12 protein-coding genes are annotated in these 18,800 nt (G+C 51.2%); 7 read left to right on the top strand and 5 right to left on the bottom strand.

Going from position 1 to position 18,800, the window contains the following annotated elements; all coding sequences use genetic code 11:
* Positions 1-71: 71 nt before the first annotated feature.
* Complete coding sequence (locus P6M73_RS09655) at positions 72-1,019, bottom strand: ComEC/Rec2 family competence protein (RefSeq protein WP_277852849.1); 948 nt, start codon at positions 1,017-1,019, stop codon at positions 72-74.
* 95 nt (positions 1,020-1,114) lie between these two features.
* On the opposite strand from P6M73_RS09655, the gene P6M73_RS09650 reads away from it, so the two are divergent.
* Positions 1,115-1,858 (top strand): lysophospholipid acyltransferase family protein, encoded by a 744-nt coding sequence (locus P6M73_RS09650; RefSeq protein ID WP_277852848.1) that lies wholly within the window; start codon positions 1,115-1,117, stop codon positions 1,856-1,858.
* Between the two features lie 401 nt (positions 1,859-2,259).
* Here P6M73_RS09650 and P6M73_RS09645 read toward each other — a convergent pair whose 3' ends face one another.
* Positions 2,260-2,721, bottom strand: coding sequence for an Lrp/AsnC ligand binding domain-containing protein (locus P6M73_RS09645; RefSeq protein WP_277852847.1), 462 nt, complete (start codon positions 2,719-2,721; stop codon positions 2,260-2,262).
* Positions 2,722-3,137: 416 nt separating this feature from the next.
* On the opposite strand from P6M73_RS09645, the gene P6M73_RS09640 reads away from it, so the two are divergent.
* A complete protein-coding gene (locus P6M73_RS09640; RefSeq protein WP_277852846.1) occupies positions 3,138-3,509 on the top strand; it encodes a hypothetical protein in 372 nt (123 codons plus the stop codon).
* A gap of 147 nt (positions 3,510-3,656) precedes the next feature.
* Here P6M73_RS09640 and P6M73_RS09635 read toward each other — a convergent pair whose 3' ends face one another.
* Entirely contained in the window at positions 3,657-6,689 is a 3,033-nt protein-coding gene (locus tag P6M73_RS09635) for a vitamin B12-dependent ribonucleotide reductase (RefSeq protein WP_277852845.1), read from the bottom strand.
* A 290-nt stretch (positions 6,690-6,979) separates the two neighbouring features.
* On the opposite strand from P6M73_RS09635, the gene P6M73_RS09630 reads away from it, so the two are divergent.
* From P6M73_RS09630 to P6M73_RS09620, 3 genes are read left to right on the top strand one after another with little or no spacing between them, the layout of a single operon-like run.
* Positions 6,980-7,477 (top strand): gamma carbonic anhydrase family protein, encoded by a 498-nt coding sequence (locus P6M73_RS09630; protein WP_277852844.1) that lies wholly within the window; start codon positions 6,980-6,982, stop codon positions 7,475-7,477.
* Complete coding sequence (locus P6M73_RS09625) at positions 7,467-8,336, top strand: CvfB family protein (RefSeq protein ID WP_277852843.1); 870 nt, start codon at positions 7,467-7,469, stop codon at positions 8,334-8,336. Before P6M73_RS09630 ends, P6M73_RS09625 begins: the two co-directional genes overlap by 11 nt.
* Positions 8,323-8,817, top strand: coding sequence for a GAF domain-containing protein (locus tag P6M73_RS09620; protein WP_277852842.1), 495 nt, complete (start codon positions 8,323-8,325; stop codon positions 8,815-8,817). Before P6M73_RS09625 ends, P6M73_RS09620 begins: the two co-directional genes overlap by 14 nt.
* Before the next feature lie 330 nt (positions 8,818-9,147).
* Here P6M73_RS09620 and P6M73_RS09615 read toward each other — a convergent pair whose 3' ends face one another.
* Both P6M73_RS09615 and P6M73_RS09610 read right to left on the bottom strand, forming a co-directional pair.
* Positions 9,148-11,832 (bottom strand): cation-translocating P-type ATPase, encoded by a 2,685-nt coding sequence (locus tag P6M73_RS09615; RefSeq protein ID WP_277852841.1) that lies wholly within the window; start codon positions 11,830-11,832, stop codon positions 9,148-9,150.
* Positions 11,833-11,965: 133 nt separating this feature from the next.
* Entirely contained in the window at positions 11,966-13,867 is a 1,902-nt protein-coding gene (locus P6M73_RS09610; protein ID WP_277852840.1) for an NAD(+) synthase, read from the bottom strand.
* A gap of 637 nt (positions 13,868-14,504) precedes the next feature.
* Between P6M73_RS09610 and P6M73_RS09605 the strand changes: the two genes are divergently transcribed.
* Both P6M73_RS09605 and purE read left to right on the top strand, forming a co-directional pair.
* The gene (locus P6M73_RS09605) at positions 14,505-18,230 is read left to right on the top strand and encodes a phosphoribosylformylglycinamidine synthase (RefSeq protein ID WP_277852839.1); all 3,726 of its coding nucleotides are present in this window, start codon (positions 14,505-14,507) and stop codon (positions 18,228-18,230) included.
* A gap of 89 nt (positions 18,231-18,319) precedes the next feature.
* On the top strand, positions 18,320-18,799 hold the full coding sequence (gene purE, locus P6M73_RS09600) for a 5-(carboxyamino)imidazole ribonucleotide mutase (protein ID WP_277852838.1): 480 nt from the start codon (positions 18,320-18,322) through the stop codon (positions 18,797-18,799).
* The last annotated feature ends 1 nt before the right edge of the window (position 18,800 follow it).

The raw sequence follows: 18,800 nt of genomic DNA, 5'->3' as shown, positions 1-18,800 counted from the left end.
CTCCTAACATTAAAAAAATCCGACATTACTCGGAATAAATCTCTGACTTTATTATACATGAAAAGGCGGATTCAGTGAACCCAGCGCAGGAAGATCCCATCGGATGACAAAACTTTCGTTCCCTGGAGATCAGTCCGGAAAGAGGAGAGATTCTGTTCCCGGATCATTGCCAGTACTTCCGGAGAGGGATGACCGAAGGGGTTATTAACACCACAGCTGATGCCGATCACCAGGGGATTCAATTTTTTTAATAAGATCGGGGTACAGGACGTGGCTGAGCCATGGTGACCTGCTCTCAGAAAATCAATTCGAATATCGGGGATTTGGGAAAATTCATCTTTTTCCAGATCAGCCAGAAACAGGCAGCGGATGTTCTGATACTGCATCAGCCAGACACTGGAATAGTTATTTGGGTTTTCGTAGGATTTGAGCAGCGGGTGGAGGCAGGTCATGGACCAGTCAGCCTGTTCCAGTTTCATGCCCCGATGGGGATGAATTACCGGGATTCTGCAGTCTTCCAAATGCTGCCTGATGTCGGCCAACAGGTCGTTGCCGGCAAGGTCGTGCGGCAGCATCACCTGTTTCACTTCGAAGTTGTCAAGCACCATCCTTGCTCCCCCCAGATGATCATCATGAGGATGCGTCAGAATCAGGAGATCCAAGGAATGGATCCCCAGGTCCTGGAGATAGCGTTTGAGAGTGAGAGAACACTCCGGTGGGCCGCAGTCAATTAAAATACGCTGATCCTGAAACTCAATCAGAGTGGAATCGCCTTGCCCCACATCAATGACATGAATTTTGACCGGATCCCGGTTCATCAGAATCGGCAGGTTGGCGTATATGGCTTGATTGCCTGAAATTAGACAGGAGCAGCGCTGCGGGCCAAAGACCGACAGCAGCGTCAAGGTCAGCAGCACCGGAAGGACGAAAGCCAGGATCCAGCGCAGGCAGCGAGGTTTTGTTCTCAAGCGATGCCGTAAGCGGGCAAGTTGAATTTTCCATTGCAGCCAGTGTTTCAACTGTTGTCACCTCCTCAACAGACTATGATATAATAGTTCCGTTTCAGCAGAATATGATACAATCGAAGCAGAATAAGTTGTAATGGAGAATAACAATGGGAACTGTAACCACCCTCATACGATATGCTCCCTCATTTGTCGGGTTTGCACTGCGCAAACTGACCTTTAATCAGGAGAAGAAAAAACTGGATGTCAAGGAACTTAGGTTAAGAGCTTACCACATTATCCGCAATCATACGGATTCGATCCTTGGAGCGGCCAAAGCCAATGTTATTACGGAAGGCAAGGAAAACATCCCGAAGCAAGGTCCCGTCCTTTTTGTCGGCAACCATCAGAGTCTGTTTGACGTGGTGGCTCATTTGAACCAGATGGATCAACCCACCATTTTTGTGGCCAAGAAAGAACTGGAAAGCTGGCCAGTCTTTGGCAAGTGGATGACAGACATGGGCTGTCTGTTTCTGGATCGGGAGGATCCAAGGGCTGCAGTCCAGGTCATCAACGAAGCGGCCAGAAGAATGCGGGAAGAGGGGGTCAATGGGGTCATTTATCCGGAAGGAACCAGATCCCGCTCCAGCCAGGTCCATGAATTCCAGAAGGGGAGCTTTAAACTGGCGGAAAAAGCGAAGGCACCGGTTGTCCCGGTGATGATTGATGGAGCCTATCGCGTTTTTGAAGGAGAAGGCAAGCTCCAGGAAAATCAAACAATTTATATGAAATTCCTCCCGCCGATCTATCTGGATCAGCTGACCAAGGAAGAGGAAAAGGTGATCCATAAAACGGTCAGACACATGATTGAAGAGGAGATTCGACTTCTCCATGAAGCCAAGGGGATTTCCTGAAGAAATCCCTGGTACTATTGAACAGCTTGAACGTCGCGAAAATGCCGGGTGACCCCGGCATCTTCTTTTTTGTTCTCCAAAATATATTTGGGACATAATAACTTTCTATCTGTCTATTTACGAACAGAAAAGACCGGCTACTTTTGGACGATTGGTTCCGGCATAAAGACATTGGTTCCGGCAATAAACACTTCAGGTCATTTTGATCCTTCAGGAATTTCATCCGGAAAGACATTGAAAGCTGAATCGAGACAAGGATCACTTCATGTGCTGACTTCACGGTAAAGCAAAAAGCCCTTTCAGCCTCTGACCCTGATGAATCAGGGGGTGGCCAAAAGGGCGATTGTTTGAATCCTAAGTGCCAAAATCCATTTCAATGGACTTCAGCAGCCTGCTGCAGACTAGAGCCGAACGTTGCGGTCGACTGGCTGAGACAGGGAAATGAATGTATCTGTTCTCTGAACTCCGGGAATCAGGTTGATGCTGCTCAGCAGCAGTTCCTGCAGGTGAGAAATGTTTTTGCAGATAACTTTCGCGAAAAGCGTGTAAGCTCCTGTGGTGTAGTGAAGTTCAACAATCTCTTTGATTTTGCCCATTTCACTGACTGCATCCTGGAATGACGAAGTCTTGTCCAGATATACGCCGATGAAACAGCATACATCATATCCAAGCTTGGGCATATCAAGAAGAATCTTGGTTCCCTTAATAATCCCCAGATCTTCCATTTTCTTCATGCGAACATGGATTGTACCTCCAGAGACATGACAAATTCTGGCGATTTCCAGGTAAGGTGTTCTTGCATCCTTGATCAAAATATCAAGAATCTGCAGATCCAGATCGTCCAATTGTACACTTGCTGCCATAAAGTTCCCTCAACTCCCTTATTGATTAAAAAATTACCCAGGTTTTCTTTATAAATAAATGAATCCGAAGTAGAAGCTCGAAATATTGCCAATTTTCTGCCTCGATACGTTTTAATTATAACCATTTGAATTTAATTGTAAAGGGGTTTTTTCACTTTTGTTATGAAACTATTAAAAAAAGTTCGATAAGTAGCCTTAATCCTTTTTGGAAACCCTTTTAATCTGTTTATATTATAAATATCAAATTCGTATAACTATACATCGATATGAATCTCATAAAAATATTGGCCTGTATCATGGATTTTTTAAGAAGGTGAGTCCTTCGCCCGGATAATCGCTCGTGATTCAAGGAAAAGACTTGAAACAGATCCGGCTTTTCATTAAAATAGATTTGTGTCTGTGAGGGAGGAATTCATATGAGACTTACAAACAATCTGATCCTGGACGTGATTCTTACGGTGCTTTATGCATTTTTAGTCATGATTGCGTTCAATCTCGCCAATATCTATTACCTGAGGAAAGTCAGCATGAACAAATGGTATATGCTGGCAACATCCATCGTCCTGTTCGGAGCCGCGCTGGCACTGCTCGCGTATTATCCGAATTCACTCTGGCATCTGATTCCTTTGACGTTCTCGCTGTTTGCTTTTTTATGGTTCTTTGATCTGCGCCGCAAGCTGAAGATTAAAAAGACGACAAAGCAAATCGTTATGAAGCCAAAGGCCAAGCCAAACCGCGCAAAGCTGGCTTCAAAACCAGATGTGACAGAGAACAACAAGAAGAAGTAACCACGCGGGTGATTCAATCATTTCAAAATAACACGGACGGCTCAATGAGCCGTCCGTGTTATTTTTGATGCTGGCAGCCGGATGCCGCCGGACAGTATCGGCCTTATGCCGATCTACCCAGGGGCAGAATCCGGAAATGCGGGACTGTTATGAACAACCGGTAGTGGTGCCGCAGTCCAGACATACCTTGCAGGTTCCATTCATAACCATGCGGGTCGAAGAGCAGTTGGAGCAAACCGATCCATACAGCTTTTCACCGTTTTCCTCAGCATCCTTGATCAGTGCCTGGGTGGATACCGGAGAGTAGGAAGGTTCCCCAACGGAGTCCTCATCTTTTTGAACGCCTCTTAACGGGAATGGCTTATAGGCGGGATGGAAATTGTCCAGTTCATTTTCTTCAGGCTTGACCTGGCATCTGGAGAAATCGCCCATTTCAATATCAATAATCTTGGAAATAAGATCTGAGATGGAAGTCACATGCTTGATGTAGGGATGCTTGGAAACAAAACCATAGGGTTCGTATTTCTGACCTCTGAGCATCTTGGCGATATCCTGAGCCGGGATATGATACTGGAGCATAACGGAGATTGTCTTGGACAGGGAATTGAGCAATCCGGTGATCAGAGTGCCTTCGCGATCCGTGGTCATGAATATCTCGGAAATAGTGCCTTCCGCATCACGATTTACCGTAACGTAGATTTTAACATCTTCTACCTGAGCCGGATGGGTGCGACCGGTACGGACTCCCAGGGGCTTGTTTCGCTTGGAGACCGTCTTCTCAAGGGCATCCTTTGCTTCTTTGGCATAACGCAGAAGTTCTGGGTAGATCAGGTTTTCCAGTTCAGCTTCCGTCATATTGTCTTCCAGGCGGGTGTTCAGAGGCTGAGCAAATTTGGAGCCGTCGCGATAGAGCGAAATCCCCTTGACCCCTTTGCGCCAGGCATTGATCGCCACTTCCTTGAAGTCTTCCACAGTGGCATTTTTGGGCAGATTGACGGTTTTGCTGATCGCTCCGGAGACAAGGGGCGTCAGGGCCGCCACCATGAGGACATGTCCGTTGTGGTGGATAAACCGGGTGCCTGTTCCGCAGGTATTTGCCGTGTCAAAGATTGCCAGATGCTCTTCCTTCAGATAAGGTGCTCCTTCGATCTTTCCGTCCAGAATCATGCCGTCCTTTTCCTTGGAGATATAATCAAGAATTGCCTGGGTCTCTTCCGCCGGGTAGCCCAAATTGCCCAAAGCTTCTTCGATGACCGGATTGGCAATCGTCATATAGCCGCCGCCGGACAGCTTCTTGTATACCACATGGGAGAAGAACGGTTCGATGGAGGTAGCTGCGCAATCCATCGCGAAGGAAATCGTTCCGGTCGGGGCGATGACAGAGACCTGGGCATTGCGGTAGCCGTTTTCTGTTCCCAGATTCAGCGCGCTGACCCATTCTTCCTTCAGCGCCTTGGATAATGCCGGCTGCTTGATGCTTGCCAGCAGTTCATGATTTACCTTGAGCGGTTCGTAATTGAGGCCGCTTAAGGGCTCGTTGACCGCACCGGCGACAATGGCGTGATTTTTGATAACCCGGAGCATGTAATCGCGGTTCAGCTGGTAAGCCTCGAAGGGTCCTACCTCCTTAGCCATGAGAGCAGATACGGCATAGCTTCTGCCGGTCAGCAGACCCATGATTCCCGCAGCATAGGAACGGGCTTCATCGGAGTCATAAGGGATGCCAGAAGCCATCAGCAGGGATGCCAGATTGGCAATTCCGAGTCCGGTTGTCCGGAAGACATGTGTCTTGCGGGCGATATCTTCTGTCGGGAACTGACCCCATTGAATGGAAGCTTCCAGGAGCAGCTGAGCCAGGGAAACCATGTGGAGGAATCCTTCGACATCAAATGTGTTGCTGTTGCGGTCAAAGAACCGATACAGGTTAATGGAGGCCAGGTTGCAGCTGGTGTCGTCAAGGAAGGCATACTCGCCGCAGGGGTTGGTGGAATTGAGACGGTTATGCGGTGCCATGTACTGGCCGTCTTCGCCCGCCGGGCAGGTGTGCCAGGCATTGAAGGTATCGGTGTACTGGGGAGCCGGATCGGCGCACTTCCAGGCAGCTTCATTAAATTCATTCCAAAGCTTATCCACTGAAATTTCCCGGTTGACCCGATCATCGATCCGGCCCTTGAGGGTAATGGTTGCATCCGGATTTTTATCCAGATTTACGACCTTTTCCATGAATGCATCAGAAATTCGCAGAGAGTTGTTGGAGTTCTGACCGGAGACCGTTTCATAAGCTTCGCCTTCAAAAGAACCATCGTAGCCCATCTTGGCCAGTGCCCGGACTTTATCCTCTTCTTTCGCTTTCCACTGGATGAACGTTTCAATTTCGGGATGATCGATATCCAGACATACCATTTTAGCAGCCCGGCGAGTCGTGCCGCCGGATTTGATCGCGCCGGCGTTGCGGTCCAGCCCCTTCAAAAAGCTCATCAGTCCGGAGGATACACCGCCGCCGGAAAGTTTCTCACCGGAGGCCCGCAGGGCGGAGAAGTTGGTGCCGGTTCCGGAGCCGCCCTTGAACAGCTTGGTTTCAGATACATACTGTTCAGAGATTGAGTGCGACCCCAGCAGTTTATCCTCGATGGACAGGATAAAGCAGGCGGAAGCCTGAGTGCGGGAGTAGGCATCTGCTGATGGCACTACCTTCTGCACAATGGGATCATAGTAATAGGTATTGTTTGGATTGCCCGTAATTCCATAGCTCTGCTTCAACCCGGTGTTGAACCACTGCGGGGAGTTGGGAGCGTACATTTGGTTGAGCAGGCCGTATACCAGTTCATCATAAAAAATAGATTTTTGCTCATCTGTGGTCAGGATGCCTTCTTCGACCAGGGCGTCGCGCCAGAAGGAGACCATCCGGTCAGCCACCATTTTCATGGAATTTTCATAGCCCAGGCTGTTATTGACGCCGGCTTTGCGGAAATATTTGGAAGCTATGATGTCGACGGAGTTTTGCGAGTAGAAATCCGGGAATTCCAGGTTTTTCATATCCGTCAGGATACGGCCGGTTTTATAGTCCTTAAGCAGGACATCCCGCTTCGCCCATTTAAACAGATCATAGACTGTTTTTTTCTTGTTTTTATCCAGTTCCTTGGTAAAATGCCTCTTCAGAATATCGTTTAATCGTTTCATGAGTTTCCTCCGTTATTCGTTCAAGTGTTATTATAATACTATATATTGTGTTTGAGAAGATCTTGAACCACAATAACTAGACTCGCAATCTAATTGCGAAAGACAGGCATGTAGTTGCGAAAGTCATACTAATTCTTGTGTCATATGTAAAACGAATCCAAATTCGGCCCTTGGAGTACGGTTTATTATGTGAACAATAAGAAAGTGCTCGAACACTGGAAACCTTCTATCGAAGGACTCTTAAAGTATGATAATATCATGATAGGACAATCATTCAAAGGAGCTTTCACATGAATTCAAGAGATCAGATCACAGCGCCTTCCTCCTGTTTTGTGGCGGAAGGAGTTCGGCTTTCCGGGCAGGTCAGCCTGGAAGACCACAGCAGCATATGGTATAACGCAGTTCTTCGCGGAGACGGTCCTGTTTCGATCGGAATGTATACCAATATACAGGACCTCTCGATGGTTCACTGTGATCCCAACAAAGAGTTACATATTGGAAATTATGTAACCATAGGCCACCAGGCAATGATTCATAATTTACAAATTGGATACAATTCATTGATTGGTATGGGAGCCATTTTGCTGGATGACGTAATCGTCGGTGAGAACTGCATCGTTGGAGCAGGCAGTCTGGTAACCCAGGGAACCATCATTCCCGACGGCCAGGTGTGGTTCGGTTCACCCGCCAAATATCGCAGAGACATCACATCGGAGGAAGTAGAGGCCAATCGCATCTCAGCCCTCCATTATTCTGAATTAGCAAAGGAGCATCAGCATGAATTATAAACTGGGCGAAGTCAATGAAATGAGCGTCAAGCGGGAAGCCCCGTTCGGCGTGTATCTGGACGCCGGAACCGGCAATACCAGCGATGATGTGCTTCTGCCGGCTGGCAGCATGACACAGAAAGTTGAGCTGGGAGAAATCATCCCGGTCTTCATCTATCGGGATTCCGAAGATCGGATCATTGCCACCATGAAGGAGCCGCTCATCCGAGTGGGAGAAGTAAGAAAACTGAAAGTCGTGGGATCCAATCAAAGTGGTTCCTTTATCAACATCGGCCTGGAACGAGATGTATTTGTTCCAAAGAAAGAACAGAAATATCTCATCGAAACCGGCAAAGAATACTTATTTAAGTTATATGTTGATAAAACGGACCGGCTGTGTGCCACCACCGATGTCAGTGGAGCTCTGGAACTCCCTCCGGAAGGGACATTTGAGCGCAACGATACCGTGACGGCAAGGATTGTCGGCCGTCAGCAGAACGGCGCGCTTCAGGCCGCCATCAATGATACCTACAAAGCGATCCTGTTCAAGGATGAATTTTTCACGGATGTCCAGCCGGGCGATGTGATTGAGGCGAGAATCCTGAAGTTCCTGGATGACGGCAAGCCATCCCTGACTCTGCGCAGTGAACTGAAGAAGGAACGTCAGGATCTGAAGCAGGAAATTCTCAGTGCGCTGCGGGCCGAAGGCGGTTCAATCCCATACAATGACCGCAGCACGCCCGAAGAAATCAAGCAGCGGTTCAATACTTCAAAGAATTATTTCAAAATCGCGCTGGGCAACTTGATGAAGACGGGGAAAGTCTACCAGGACGAAACCGGCACGCACCTGAAGAAGGGAAACGAAGATGATAAGCGTTAAGAATACGGGATTGACACTCGATCAAAAAATGGACAGCATGGTACGTGTTATCAAAGCGCAGGCTGAAGGGGAATCGGATCCGCTGGCACTCGTGTGCAACGCGACCGCAATCATGGAAGCTTATCTGGAGGATATCAACTGGATCGGTTACTATCTGATCCGAAACCAGGAGCTGGTTCTTGGTCCGTTCCAGGGGAAACCGGCCTGCAGCCGGATCAAGATCGGAGAGGGGGTCTGCGGTACTGCTGTCGAACAGAAGAAGAGCATGCGTGTGGCCGATGTGGATGAATTTCCGGGTCATATTGCCTGTGACAGTGCCTCCCGATCTGAAATTGTCGTTCCCGTCTTCTATCAGGGCGAGGTGATCGCTGTCATAGACTGTGACAGTCCCTCCCTGAATCGTTTTTCCGAGAGGGAAGTGCAGGCTCTCGAGCAAATCGCGGAATTCCTGTCCGACCGGATTTACCGGATCATTCACTAATCGGTGCGACCATCGATAGGATCTATACCCCACAAGAACCAGGAATGAACACCATGGTTTTTTAAAATCAAATAATGATCTATTTTCGACCGAAGAACAGGTGCCGTCTCTCAAATCGGAGATCGGCACCTGTTCTTTTGTTGACGGAGAGAAGTCAATAAGATTGAAGAGACCGGATGCTCAGCATGAGCCTGGAATTCATGCTACCGCCTGCGGGCTCAGACCAGGGGAGGGAATACGGGCTGTGACGGAACGGTAAGTCAATGATACCCACGAAAATGAAAAAAGAATGCTGCCTTGCGCAAGGCAGCATTCACAAAGGATTTGATGTTAGAATTCGTTATCGGAGTGGTCTTTGTCAAAGATCCGCTCAATGGCTTTGATCAGTTCATTGACCGCCAGCGGGATGAGCGCAAAGCCGATGACGATCAGCCAGTCCTTGGCCGGCAGGGCATGTACCCCGAAAGCGTTGGCCAGGAAGGGCACTTCAATAACGACAAGCTGAAGCAGCAGTCCCAAAACAATGGATCCAGCCAGATAGATATTGCTGAACAGACCGACCTGGAATATGCTCTTGATCGGGTTGCGCATGGACAGTGAGTAGAACAGCTGGGACGCAGCCAGCACGACAAAGGCCATGGTTCTGGCATAAACCAGCGCATCATTGTGTTCGAGGTCGGAGGTCATCTGGGAGAAAGGAACACCGCGTTCCATCAGACCCCAGACAAAAGCACCAAGCGTCAGCAGACCGATGAGGGTACCGCCGATAATTGCACGAACGCCTGCTCCGTTGGAGAAGAAGCTGTCCTTGGGATTTCTCGGCTTTTTCAGCATGGCATCCGGATCGCCAGGATCTACGCCCAGAGAAATCGCCGGGAAGGTATCCGTCACCAGATTGACCCAGAGAATCTGAGTTGCCAGCAGGGGAATGGGCCAGCCCAGAAGGACTGCGAAGAAGATCGAGATGATCTCACCAAGGTTGCAGGACAGGAGGAAGATGACAGCTTTCTTAATGTTGGCATAAATATTTCTGCCTTCTTCGACTGCGCGGACAATCGTGGTGAAGTTGTCGTCAGTCAGAATCATATCGGCAGCGCCTTTGCTGACGTCCGTTCCGGTGATGCCCATGGCGACACCGATGTCAGCGAATTTCAGGGACGGTGCGTCATTGACTCCGTCACCGGTCATGGAGACGATGTTGCCATGGCTCTTGAACGCCCGGACAATTTTGACCTTATGTTCCGGTGAGACACGGGCAAAGACACGCCAGTTGTTGATGTTTTCAATGAATTCCGCTTCATCCATTTCTTCAATTTCGGAACCGGTAAGCGCCTGTTCCTTTTTATCCGCGATGCCAAGTTCTTTCGCAATCGCGACAGCGGTGTTTTTATGATCTCCGGTGATCATGATGGTCTTAACGCCGGCCCGCTTGGCGATGGCGACGGAATCCTTGACTTCCAGTCTGGGCGGGTCGATCATGCCGACCATGCCAAGGAATATCAGGTCATGTTCCATTTCTTCAGGTTCAGCCACATGGTCGATGAACTTGTAGGCGGCACCCAGGACACGCAGGGCTTCATTACTCAGGTTCTCCGCTTCGGCCAGATAGGTATCCCGAATCTGGCTGGTCATGGGTACTACTCTGCCATCGACATAGGCTTTGGTGGAGATCTTGAGCAGATTATCCACAGCACCTTTTGTATGGACAACATACCGGTCGTATTCCCGGTTGCAGGTGCTCATGAGTTTTCGGTCGGAATCAAACGGCTTTTCGGAAACTCGCGGGAATTCCTTGTTCAAGGCTTCCTTGGTTAATCCGATCCGGTTGCCGTAAACAATAAAGGCAATTTCCGTCGGGTCACCGGTAGTCTGTTCGGGGTTGGCAGTAGCATCGGAGCACAGAACGAAAGATTTAACGAGCATGCGTTCATCTTCATCGGATTCAACTTGATTGATGTCCGCGTCGATCTGATGCATGTTCTCGTAGGTGTAAGACTTCACGACTGTCATTTTGTTCTGGGTCAGCGTTCCGGTTTTATCAGAACAGATGACATTAACAGAACCTAATGTTTCAACGGAAGGCAGTTTTTTGACAATGGCATTGTTTTTGCTCATTCGGGTAACGCCCAGCGCCAGAACAATCGCGACAATGGCAGGGAGTCCTTCGGGAATGGCTGCGACAGCCAGAGAGATGGCAGTCAGAAGCATGTCTTTGGCTCCGCGATTCTGCAGGATTCCCACAACGAGCATGACACCGGCAACGCCCAGACAGATAAATCCGAGGATTTTTCCGAAATGATCCAGACGCTTCTGCAGTGGGGTCATTTCTTCATTATCTTCTTCCAGAATCTTCGCGATTTTTCCGATTTCAGATTCAACGGCATTGGCAACAACGACACCGACACCGCGGCCGTAGGTGGCAAGAGTGGTCATGAACGCCATGTTCTTACGGTCGCCCAGGGGCAGATTATCGGTATCAGCGACAAAGCTGGCGTATTTTTCCGAAGGTACGGATTCACCGGTCAGGGCGGATTCCTCAATCTGCAGATTGGAGGATTCGATCAGTCGCAGATCCGCCGGAATAAACCGGCCGGCATCGATTTCGACGATATCGCCGGGTACAATTTCCTGTGAGTCGACTTCAACGACCTGCCCGTTGCGGCGAACATAAGCCCGCGGCGTGGTGAGCTTCTTGAGGGCTTCCATGGCCTGCTCGGCCTTGTTTTCCTGGAAAACGCCGATGACAGCATTCAGGAGTACGACGACGATAATAATGACGGCTTCGGCATAGTCGCCCATGAAGGCGGATAAAACCGTGGCGGCAAGCAGGATATAGATCATCGTATCCTGAAGCTGCGCGAGGAACATCGACAGGATCGATTTCCGCTTCTGCTCGGGCAGACGGTTGTAACCGTACTGTTCAAGCCGTTTGGCCACTTCTTCGCTGGAGAGACCTTGTTCAAGGTCGACATTCAGCTCCGACAGGACCTGTTCTGTGGATTTGTTAAACCACATGCTGTTCTTCACCTCTTTCAACTGATTTGTGACTCATCTGAAAACACAATAACTGTATTTTAACACGATGTAGTAATTAATACCATATTAAAGTGTAATTTTTATCATCAACATTCGGGGCGGCGAAGGGCTCTCAATCCTTCATCCAGGCCCTCCAGGTGACATCGGAGGGCATTTTCCAGTCTCCTCGGGGGGACAGCGCGACGGAACCGACCTTGGGACCATCGGGCAATGCGGAGCGCTTGAACTGATTGGTGAAAAACCGTCGGATGAACACGTTCAGCCAGTGATGGATGATGTCGCTGGAATAGCGGTCCCGGAATGCGTGGCCAGCCAGAAAGGCGATTTTTTCCGGGGTTGCCCCGTAGCGCATCATATGGTACAGGAAGAAATCATGCAGCTCATATGGTCCGATCAGATCTTCGGTTTTCTGAGCGATTTCACCATTCTGAGCTTTCGGCAGCAGTTCCGGTGATACCGGAGTATCCAGGATGTCTTCCAGAATCCGGCGAACCGATTCAGGGGATTCATGGACGGCTGCGTAGCGTACCAGATAGCGAACCAGAGTCTTGGGAACGGAGGCATTGACACCATACATGCTCATGTGGTCGCCATTGTAGGTTGCCCAGCCCAGGGCCAGTTCGGATAAATCACCGGTTCCCACCACAATCCCGCCTTCCTTGTTTGCCAGATCCATCAGAATCTGAGTCCGCTCGCGTGCCTGGGTATTTTCATAGGTGGCGTCGTGCTGGGCCGGATCATGTCCGATATCCCGGAAGTGCTGCAGAGAGGCCTCCACAATGTTGATCTCCCTCAGATCGGTTCCCATTTCCCGGCACAGGCTGATGGCATTCTGATACGTCCGGTCCGTGGTCCCGAAGCCCGGCATGGTAACGGTAAGGATGGCAGATGGGTTCGCTCCGTTGATTCGCAGGGCTTTCTGGATGACCAGAAGAGCGAGGGTCGAATCCAGACCGCCGGAAATGCCGATGACGCAGTGGTTGGTTCCGATGGCCCGAAGCCGCTTGGCCAGCCCATGGGCCTGAATGGCAAAGATCTCCCGGCACCGCCGGACCATATCGGAATCATCTCGCGGAATAAACGGCGTGGGATCCACCGGGCGGTCAAACCCGGTCAGGTCCGGTTGGACCAGATCAAAGGAAACCGTCTGATAAGTGGTTCGGGCCACGCTGTCCGCCATGCTGGTGGAGCGCCGACGTTCATTGTTCAGCCGGTCGGCATCAATCCAGCCATGAATCCATTCGCTGTCCAGCTGAAACCGCTCGTTTTCCGCCAGAATCACGCCGTTTTCAGCAATAAGCAGGTGTCCTGAGAACACCACATCCGTCGAGGATTCATGAACCCCGGTGGAAGCATAAAGGTAGGCTCCCAGTAGCCGGGCACTCTGATTCTGGATTAAGCTGCGGCGATAGTCTGACTTTGCAATGAGTTCATTGGACGCTGACAGGTTCAAAATCACCTGGGCACCGGCCAGTGCGAGATCCGTCGATGGGGGAGACGGTGCCCAAAGATCCTCGCACAGCTCGATGCCCAAGGTGACTCCCTGGCTCTGGAACAACAGGCGGCCAAACGGAATCTCATCCGCACCCCAGGAAATGGACTGGATTGGTTCAGCCAGTTCAGCCGGTGAAAACCAGCGCTTTTCGTAAAATTCATTGGAATTGGGCAGATAACTTTTGGGGACGATTCCCAGGATCCGGCCATTCTGCATGGCAACGGCACAGTTGTAGAGACGACGGCCAATCCGGATCGGAGCGCCGACAGCAAAAAACAGATTGCTCCCTGATGAGGCTTTCCGAATTTTGTTCAAGGCCAGATCCGATTCCTCCAGGAGCTGATCCTGTAAGAACAAATCTCCGCAGGTGTATCCCGTGACGCAGAGCTCAGGAAATACTGCGACCGATATTTTCTTCTCATTCAGTTGTTCCAGCAGGGTTATAATTTCCGCTGCATTGGCAGCCGGGTTGGCCACAGATACTTTAGAACAGACGGCAGCTGCTTTTAAAAAATTCATTGTTCACCTCGATTACGGCGGAACCTTCCGCCCGTGTATCCTACTCCATTTCATTATATAGCATCCTGCTCTGACTGGGTCACTCACCGGACGAAAAGAACCAGCCTTCGGACGAAAACAACCGTCATTGGGCGAAAAAGTAGCAGGCGATGGATGGAAGCAAGCAGTGTTCTGAACATAACGAAGCCGGCGCCGAACGGTATGAAGCGGCCAGGGGGAGTTAAGCGCCTGTCGGGAAGCTGATGGGAAGGAGTGATTTACTGAATCACGGTTGGATTCAGCGCGGCATTTCACAGCTTGACCCGCAGATCACGGCGGATGACTGGCTGTTCCTGCAGCCTCATTCGCTCGCTCCTTGTGCTTTTCCGACGGCACAACCTGACGAACCTTGATGGTATCACGGGAAAGGCTTGGGCCATCCGGGGATTTGGTCTGAATCCGGATTCAAATGGAGTCGTTGGGGAAGTTGCTTTCTATGATCTGAATCTATTGGATAAAATCAGTCATTCAGGCAAAATGTGAAAAGAATAAGGTATGTACCGAACGATTAACGAAGATTAGTGGTTTAATGTTGACCTATAGACGATTATTTAATATGATTAATGTGTTAATAGTTCGCTATGTTAAGGAGGAAATCATGCAGGAGCATTTCGAGGTGTATGTCGAAAAAAAACCGGGTCTGGAGATCCAAAGCGACGCCCTGACCAGGGAGTTAAATGATTCCGGATTATGCCGCGCGCGGGTTCGAGTCATTAATCGATATTTAATGGCCAACCTTTCAAAAGATGAGTATCGTGATTCCATATATAAAGTTTTTGCCGACAAGAATGCCGATCAGATCTATTTCTCTTTGGAGGAAGCGGCACAAAACAATCCATATCTCATCACCGAGCTGCTGCCGGGTCAGTTCGACATGAGAGCCAATGCGGCAGAAGAATGTCTGCAGCTGATTTATGGAAATTTCAACGCGAAAGTGAAATTTCAAACTCTGATTGTTTTTGGCGAAGAGCTGACGGCCGAGCAGCGCGCAGCCATCCGAAAAACGCTGATTAATCCAGTGGAAATGCGGGAAGGCAGTCTGGCTGCTGCATTCCAGGATTCTCTGCCGGATCGCAATCTTCCCCCTGTCTATGCCGGCTTCAGCAAACTGGATGAGTCCGGACTGAAGGAATTCTATGACAGCCGCCAGCTGGCCATGAGTCTGGCTGATCTGGCCTGCATTCAGGAATACTTCCTGGCTGAAGGACGCGATCCCAACGAAACGGAACTTAAGGTGCTGGATACCTACTGGTCGGATCACTGCCGGCATACGACGTTCCAGACTGAACTGACCGGCGTCGAGTTCCTTCCGGGAACCGAGCAGGAAGAGGCAGCCTATCAAATGTACTGTGCTCTGCGTGAGAGACTGGGCAGGGCCAGCCGGCCGCAGACGCTGATGGAACTGGCCACCATCGGGACAAAGGCGTTGAAAGCATCCGGCCAGGTGACGGATCTGGATGAGTCAGAAGAAATCAACGCCTGCAGCATCATTCGCTCCCTCCGCACAGAGGAAGGTACAGAACCTACCATTATTCAGTTCAAGAACGAAACCCATAATCATCCGACTGAAATCGAACCCTTCGGCGGGGCGGCAACCTGCCTGGGTGGAGCAATCCGGGATCCTTTGGCCGGTCGGGCTTATGTCTATCAGGCCATGCGCGTCACCGGGGCAATGGATCCGACGCAGGATCCGGCTCAGACATTGGCCGGCAAGCTGCCGCAGAAGACCATTTCCCTTCAGGCGGCTCGCGGCTACTCCAGCTATGGCAATCAGATCGGTCTGGCAGCAGGGGTAGTTCATGAAATTTACCATCCCGGGTATGTAGCGAAACGCATGGAAGTGGGTGCTGTCATTGGATCCGCACCCGTTCACAGTGTGGTTCGCAAACAGCCCCAGGCCGGCGATGTCGTTCTTCTGGTCGGCGGTCGGACCGGACGCGACGGAGTTGGTGGTGCCACCGGTTCTTCCAAGATCCATGACGTGACCTCCATGGAAACCTCCGGAGCTGAAGTCCAAAAGGGAAATGCTCCCACCGAGCGCAAGCTCCAGCGTCTGCTGCGCAACGATGCAGCGCGCCGTCTCATCAAGCGCTGCAATGACTTTGGTGCCGGCGGCGTCAGCGTTGCCGTGGGCGAACTGGCTGAAGGCCTGGCCATCGATCTGGATCAGGTGCCATTGAAGTATCAGGGACTGACCGCCACCGAAACAGCGGTCTCAGAATCTCAGGAACGAATGGCCATGGTCATCACACCGGCTGATCTTGCTGAATTCACCGGCTATCTGGACCAGGAAAACCTCGAATCTGCAGTCATTGCAACGGTGACGGACGACGCCCGGCTGGTGATGAACTGGCGTGGTCAGACCGTCGTCGATCTCAAGCGCAGTTTTCTTGACTCGGCCGGTGCCAGTCAGTATCAGGCGGTTGTCATTGAACCGGCAGGTCTGCTCCCCGGCGAAGCCTCGGGTGAATTGACCCGGGAACGAATTCTGAACGAACTGGATCAGCTGAATAACCAAAGTCAGAAAAGCCTCCACGAACTGTTCGACTCCACCAATGGATGTGCCACAGTCACTCTGCCTTATGGCGGACGTGATCAGGAGACCGAAGCGTCTCACATGGCAGCGCTTATTCCGGTCGGCGATGCCGTATCCAGGGATGCCAGCGTCATGACCTACGGCTTTGATCCTTTCGTTTCTCAGGCAGATCAGTTCAAAGGAGCCTATCTGGCCGTCGTTGAATCATTAGGCAAGATGGCGGCTTCCGGAGCCGGAATTGACAACGCCAGACTGTCTTTTCAGGAATATTTCCAAAAGCTGGGCAACTCGGCGGTCACTTGGGGCAAGCCCATGAAATCGCTGCTGGGGGCATTGAAGGCTCAGCTGGATTTCGGAACGCCGGCGATTGGCGGAAAAGATTCCATGAGCGGCACCTTTGGTGAGATCCATGTTCCGCCCACGCTGATTTCCTTCGCGGTCAACACGATGCCGGGAGAACGGGTTCTGTCCAATGCACTGAAGGGCAGCGGCATCCTGTACCAGGTGGTGACTACCGGGGCCGATGGATACCCCGAGGCGGCACAGTTGCTGGCAGCTTCCCGGCTGATTCAGGCAGCCAATGAACAGAATATGATTCTGGCCTGTGACACCACCGCCCGCGGCAGCGTGATGACGCTGCTCAACATGGCCTGGGGCAACCAGGCCGGGATGGACGTCACCTTGATTAAACCGTACTTTGAACGCCGGCCAGCCGACTTCCTGCTGGAAATCGACCCGGCTCTGGAAGCTCAATGGCTTGTCCTGGCGTCTTCTTATGACATTCAGCCCCAGCGCCTGGGCACTGCGAATCCTTCAGGCAGACTGTGCCTCAACGGAATCGAACTCACCGCGGCTGAAACCCGCGAAGCGGCTCACCGGAGGCTGAGTCCTGTTTTCCGCCGCAGCCGCAAAGATGGCGACGCGGTCGAAAACCTCGCCGGCCCGAAGGTCGCTCCTTCGGATCCAGCACCTGCAGCCATGGAGTGCCCCAGGGTTCTGATTACCGTGTTCCCCGGGTCCAACTGCGAGTACGACCTGGCCAGAGCATTCCGCAAGGCAGGAGCCGATCCGTCAGTGTTTGTCTTCCGCAACCGCGATCAGGCAGACATCCGGCAATCGGTCGGGGACCTGGCCCGCGAGATTCGCCGGAGCCAGATTCTCATGATTCCCGGCGGCTTCTCCGCAGGCGATGAACCGGACGGATCGGGCAAATTCATTGCCAACGTCCTGCGCAATCCGGAAATCGCCTCAGCCATTCAAGATCTGCTGGAGGTTCGCCAGGGACTGATTCTGGGTATCTGCAACGGATTCCAGGCTTTGGTCCGGCTGGGCCTGCTCCCGTACGGCCGCATCGTCGAGCCGCGAGAGGACATGCCGATGCTCGCTTCCAACGAGATCGGACGACATATGGACACAATTTCCAGAGTTCGCGTTGCCTCCAACGCTTCCCCCTGGCTTGCCTATGTCCGGCCGGGTGAAGTGTTCTCGGTGCCGATCTCTCACGGAGAAGGACGGTTCATGGCTCCCTCAGACGTACTGGAGCAATTAAAACAGAACGGTCAGATCATCACTCAGTACTGCGATCCATCAGGAAATGCGACCATGGCCCAGCCCCACAATCCCAACGGATCACTGCTGGCCATCGAAGGCATTATTTCCCCCAATGGCCGTGTTCTGGGTAAGATGGGGCACAATGAACGCTGGCAGGAAGGCCTGTTCCGGAACTATCCCGGAGAGTTTGACATGAAGCTGTTCCAGGCCGGTGTGGATTATTTCAGACGAAAGTAAGAGTTATCCCGGAAGACGAAAACCGGGGGAATATAGCTGCTGTGATCCGAATCGGATTGACGAAAAAGAACATACAGGAGAGGTAATTGATGAAAGTTGGAATCATTTTTGGAAGCCGGTCCGATCAGGACATCATGAAAAAAGCCTATGACATCCTCACAGACCTGGGGATCGAAAGTGAAAGCTACGTGCTGTCAGCCCATCGCGTGCCTGAACAGCTCCATGCCACCATCCGGCGGCTGGAAGAAGAGGGGACGGAAGTATTTATCGCCGGAGCCGGTCTGGCGGCCCATCTGCCGGGAGTGATCGCATCGCTCACGGTCAAGCCGGTCATCGGAGTCCCGCTCAAGGGAGCCCTGGAAGGACTGGATGCTCTCCTGTCCATCGTCCAGATGCCGAAGCAGATTCCGGTAGCGACCGTTGGCATTAACAATGCCGCCAACGCCGGCATGCTGGCGGCTCAGATCCTGGGAGTCAAGTACCCCGAGGTCGCTCAGCGGCTGAATGACTATCGCAGTTCAATGAAAGAGAACTTTTTAAAAGAAAATAACGGAAAGGTGGAATATTAAT

The organism is Anaerococcoides asporogena (assembly GCF_029590275.1).
Classification (GTDB): Bacteria; Bacillota; Clostridia; order Clostridiales; family Clostridiaceae; genus JG1575.
The sequence above is the reverse complement of the archived record's forward strand: the minus strand, read 5'-3'. Positions and strand labels throughout refer to the sequence as shown.

Coding starts and splice junctions, on each gene's coding strand:
- P6M73_RS09645 (WP_277852847.1), bottom strand. CDS start 2,721: ATGGCAGCAAGTGTACAATTGGACGATCTGGATCTGCAGATTCTTGAT.
- purE (WP_277852838.1), top strand. CDS start 18,320: ATGAAAGTTGGAATCATTTTTGGAAGCCGGTCCGATCAGGACATCATG.
- P6M73_RS09610 (WP_277852840.1), bottom strand. CDS start 13,867: ATGAATTTTTTAAAAGCAGCTGCCGTCTGTTCTAAAGTATCTGTGGCC.
- P6M73_RS09620 (WP_277852842.1), top strand. CDS start 8,323: ATGATAAGCGTTAAGAATACGGGATTGACACTCGATCAAAAAATGGAC.
- P6M73_RS09640 (WP_277852846.1), top strand. CDS start 3,138: ATGAGACTTACAAACAATCTGATCCTGGACGTGATTCTTACGGTGCTT.
- P6M73_RS09605 (WP_277852839.1), top strand. CDS start 14,505: ATGCAGGAGCATTTCGAGGTGTATGTCGAAAAAAAACCGGGTCTGGAG.
- P6M73_RS09615 (WP_277852841.1), bottom strand. CDS start 11,832: ATGTGGTTTAACAAATCCACAGAACAGGTCCTGTCGGAGCTGAATGTC.
- P6M73_RS09650 (WP_277852848.1), top strand. CDS start 1,115: ATGGGAACTGTAACCACCCTCATACGATATGCTCCCTCATTTGTCGGG.
- P6M73_RS09635 (WP_277852845.1), bottom strand. CDS start 6,689: ATGAAACGATTAAACGATATTCTGAAGAGGCATTTTACCAAGGAACTG.
- P6M73_RS09625 (WP_277852843.1), top strand. CDS start 7,467: ATGAATTATAAACTGGGCGAAGTCAATGAAATGAGCGTCAAGCGGGAA.
- P6M73_RS09630 (WP_277852844.1), top strand. CDS start 6,980: ATGAATTCAAGAGATCAGATCACAGCGCCTTCCTCCTGTTTTGTGGCG.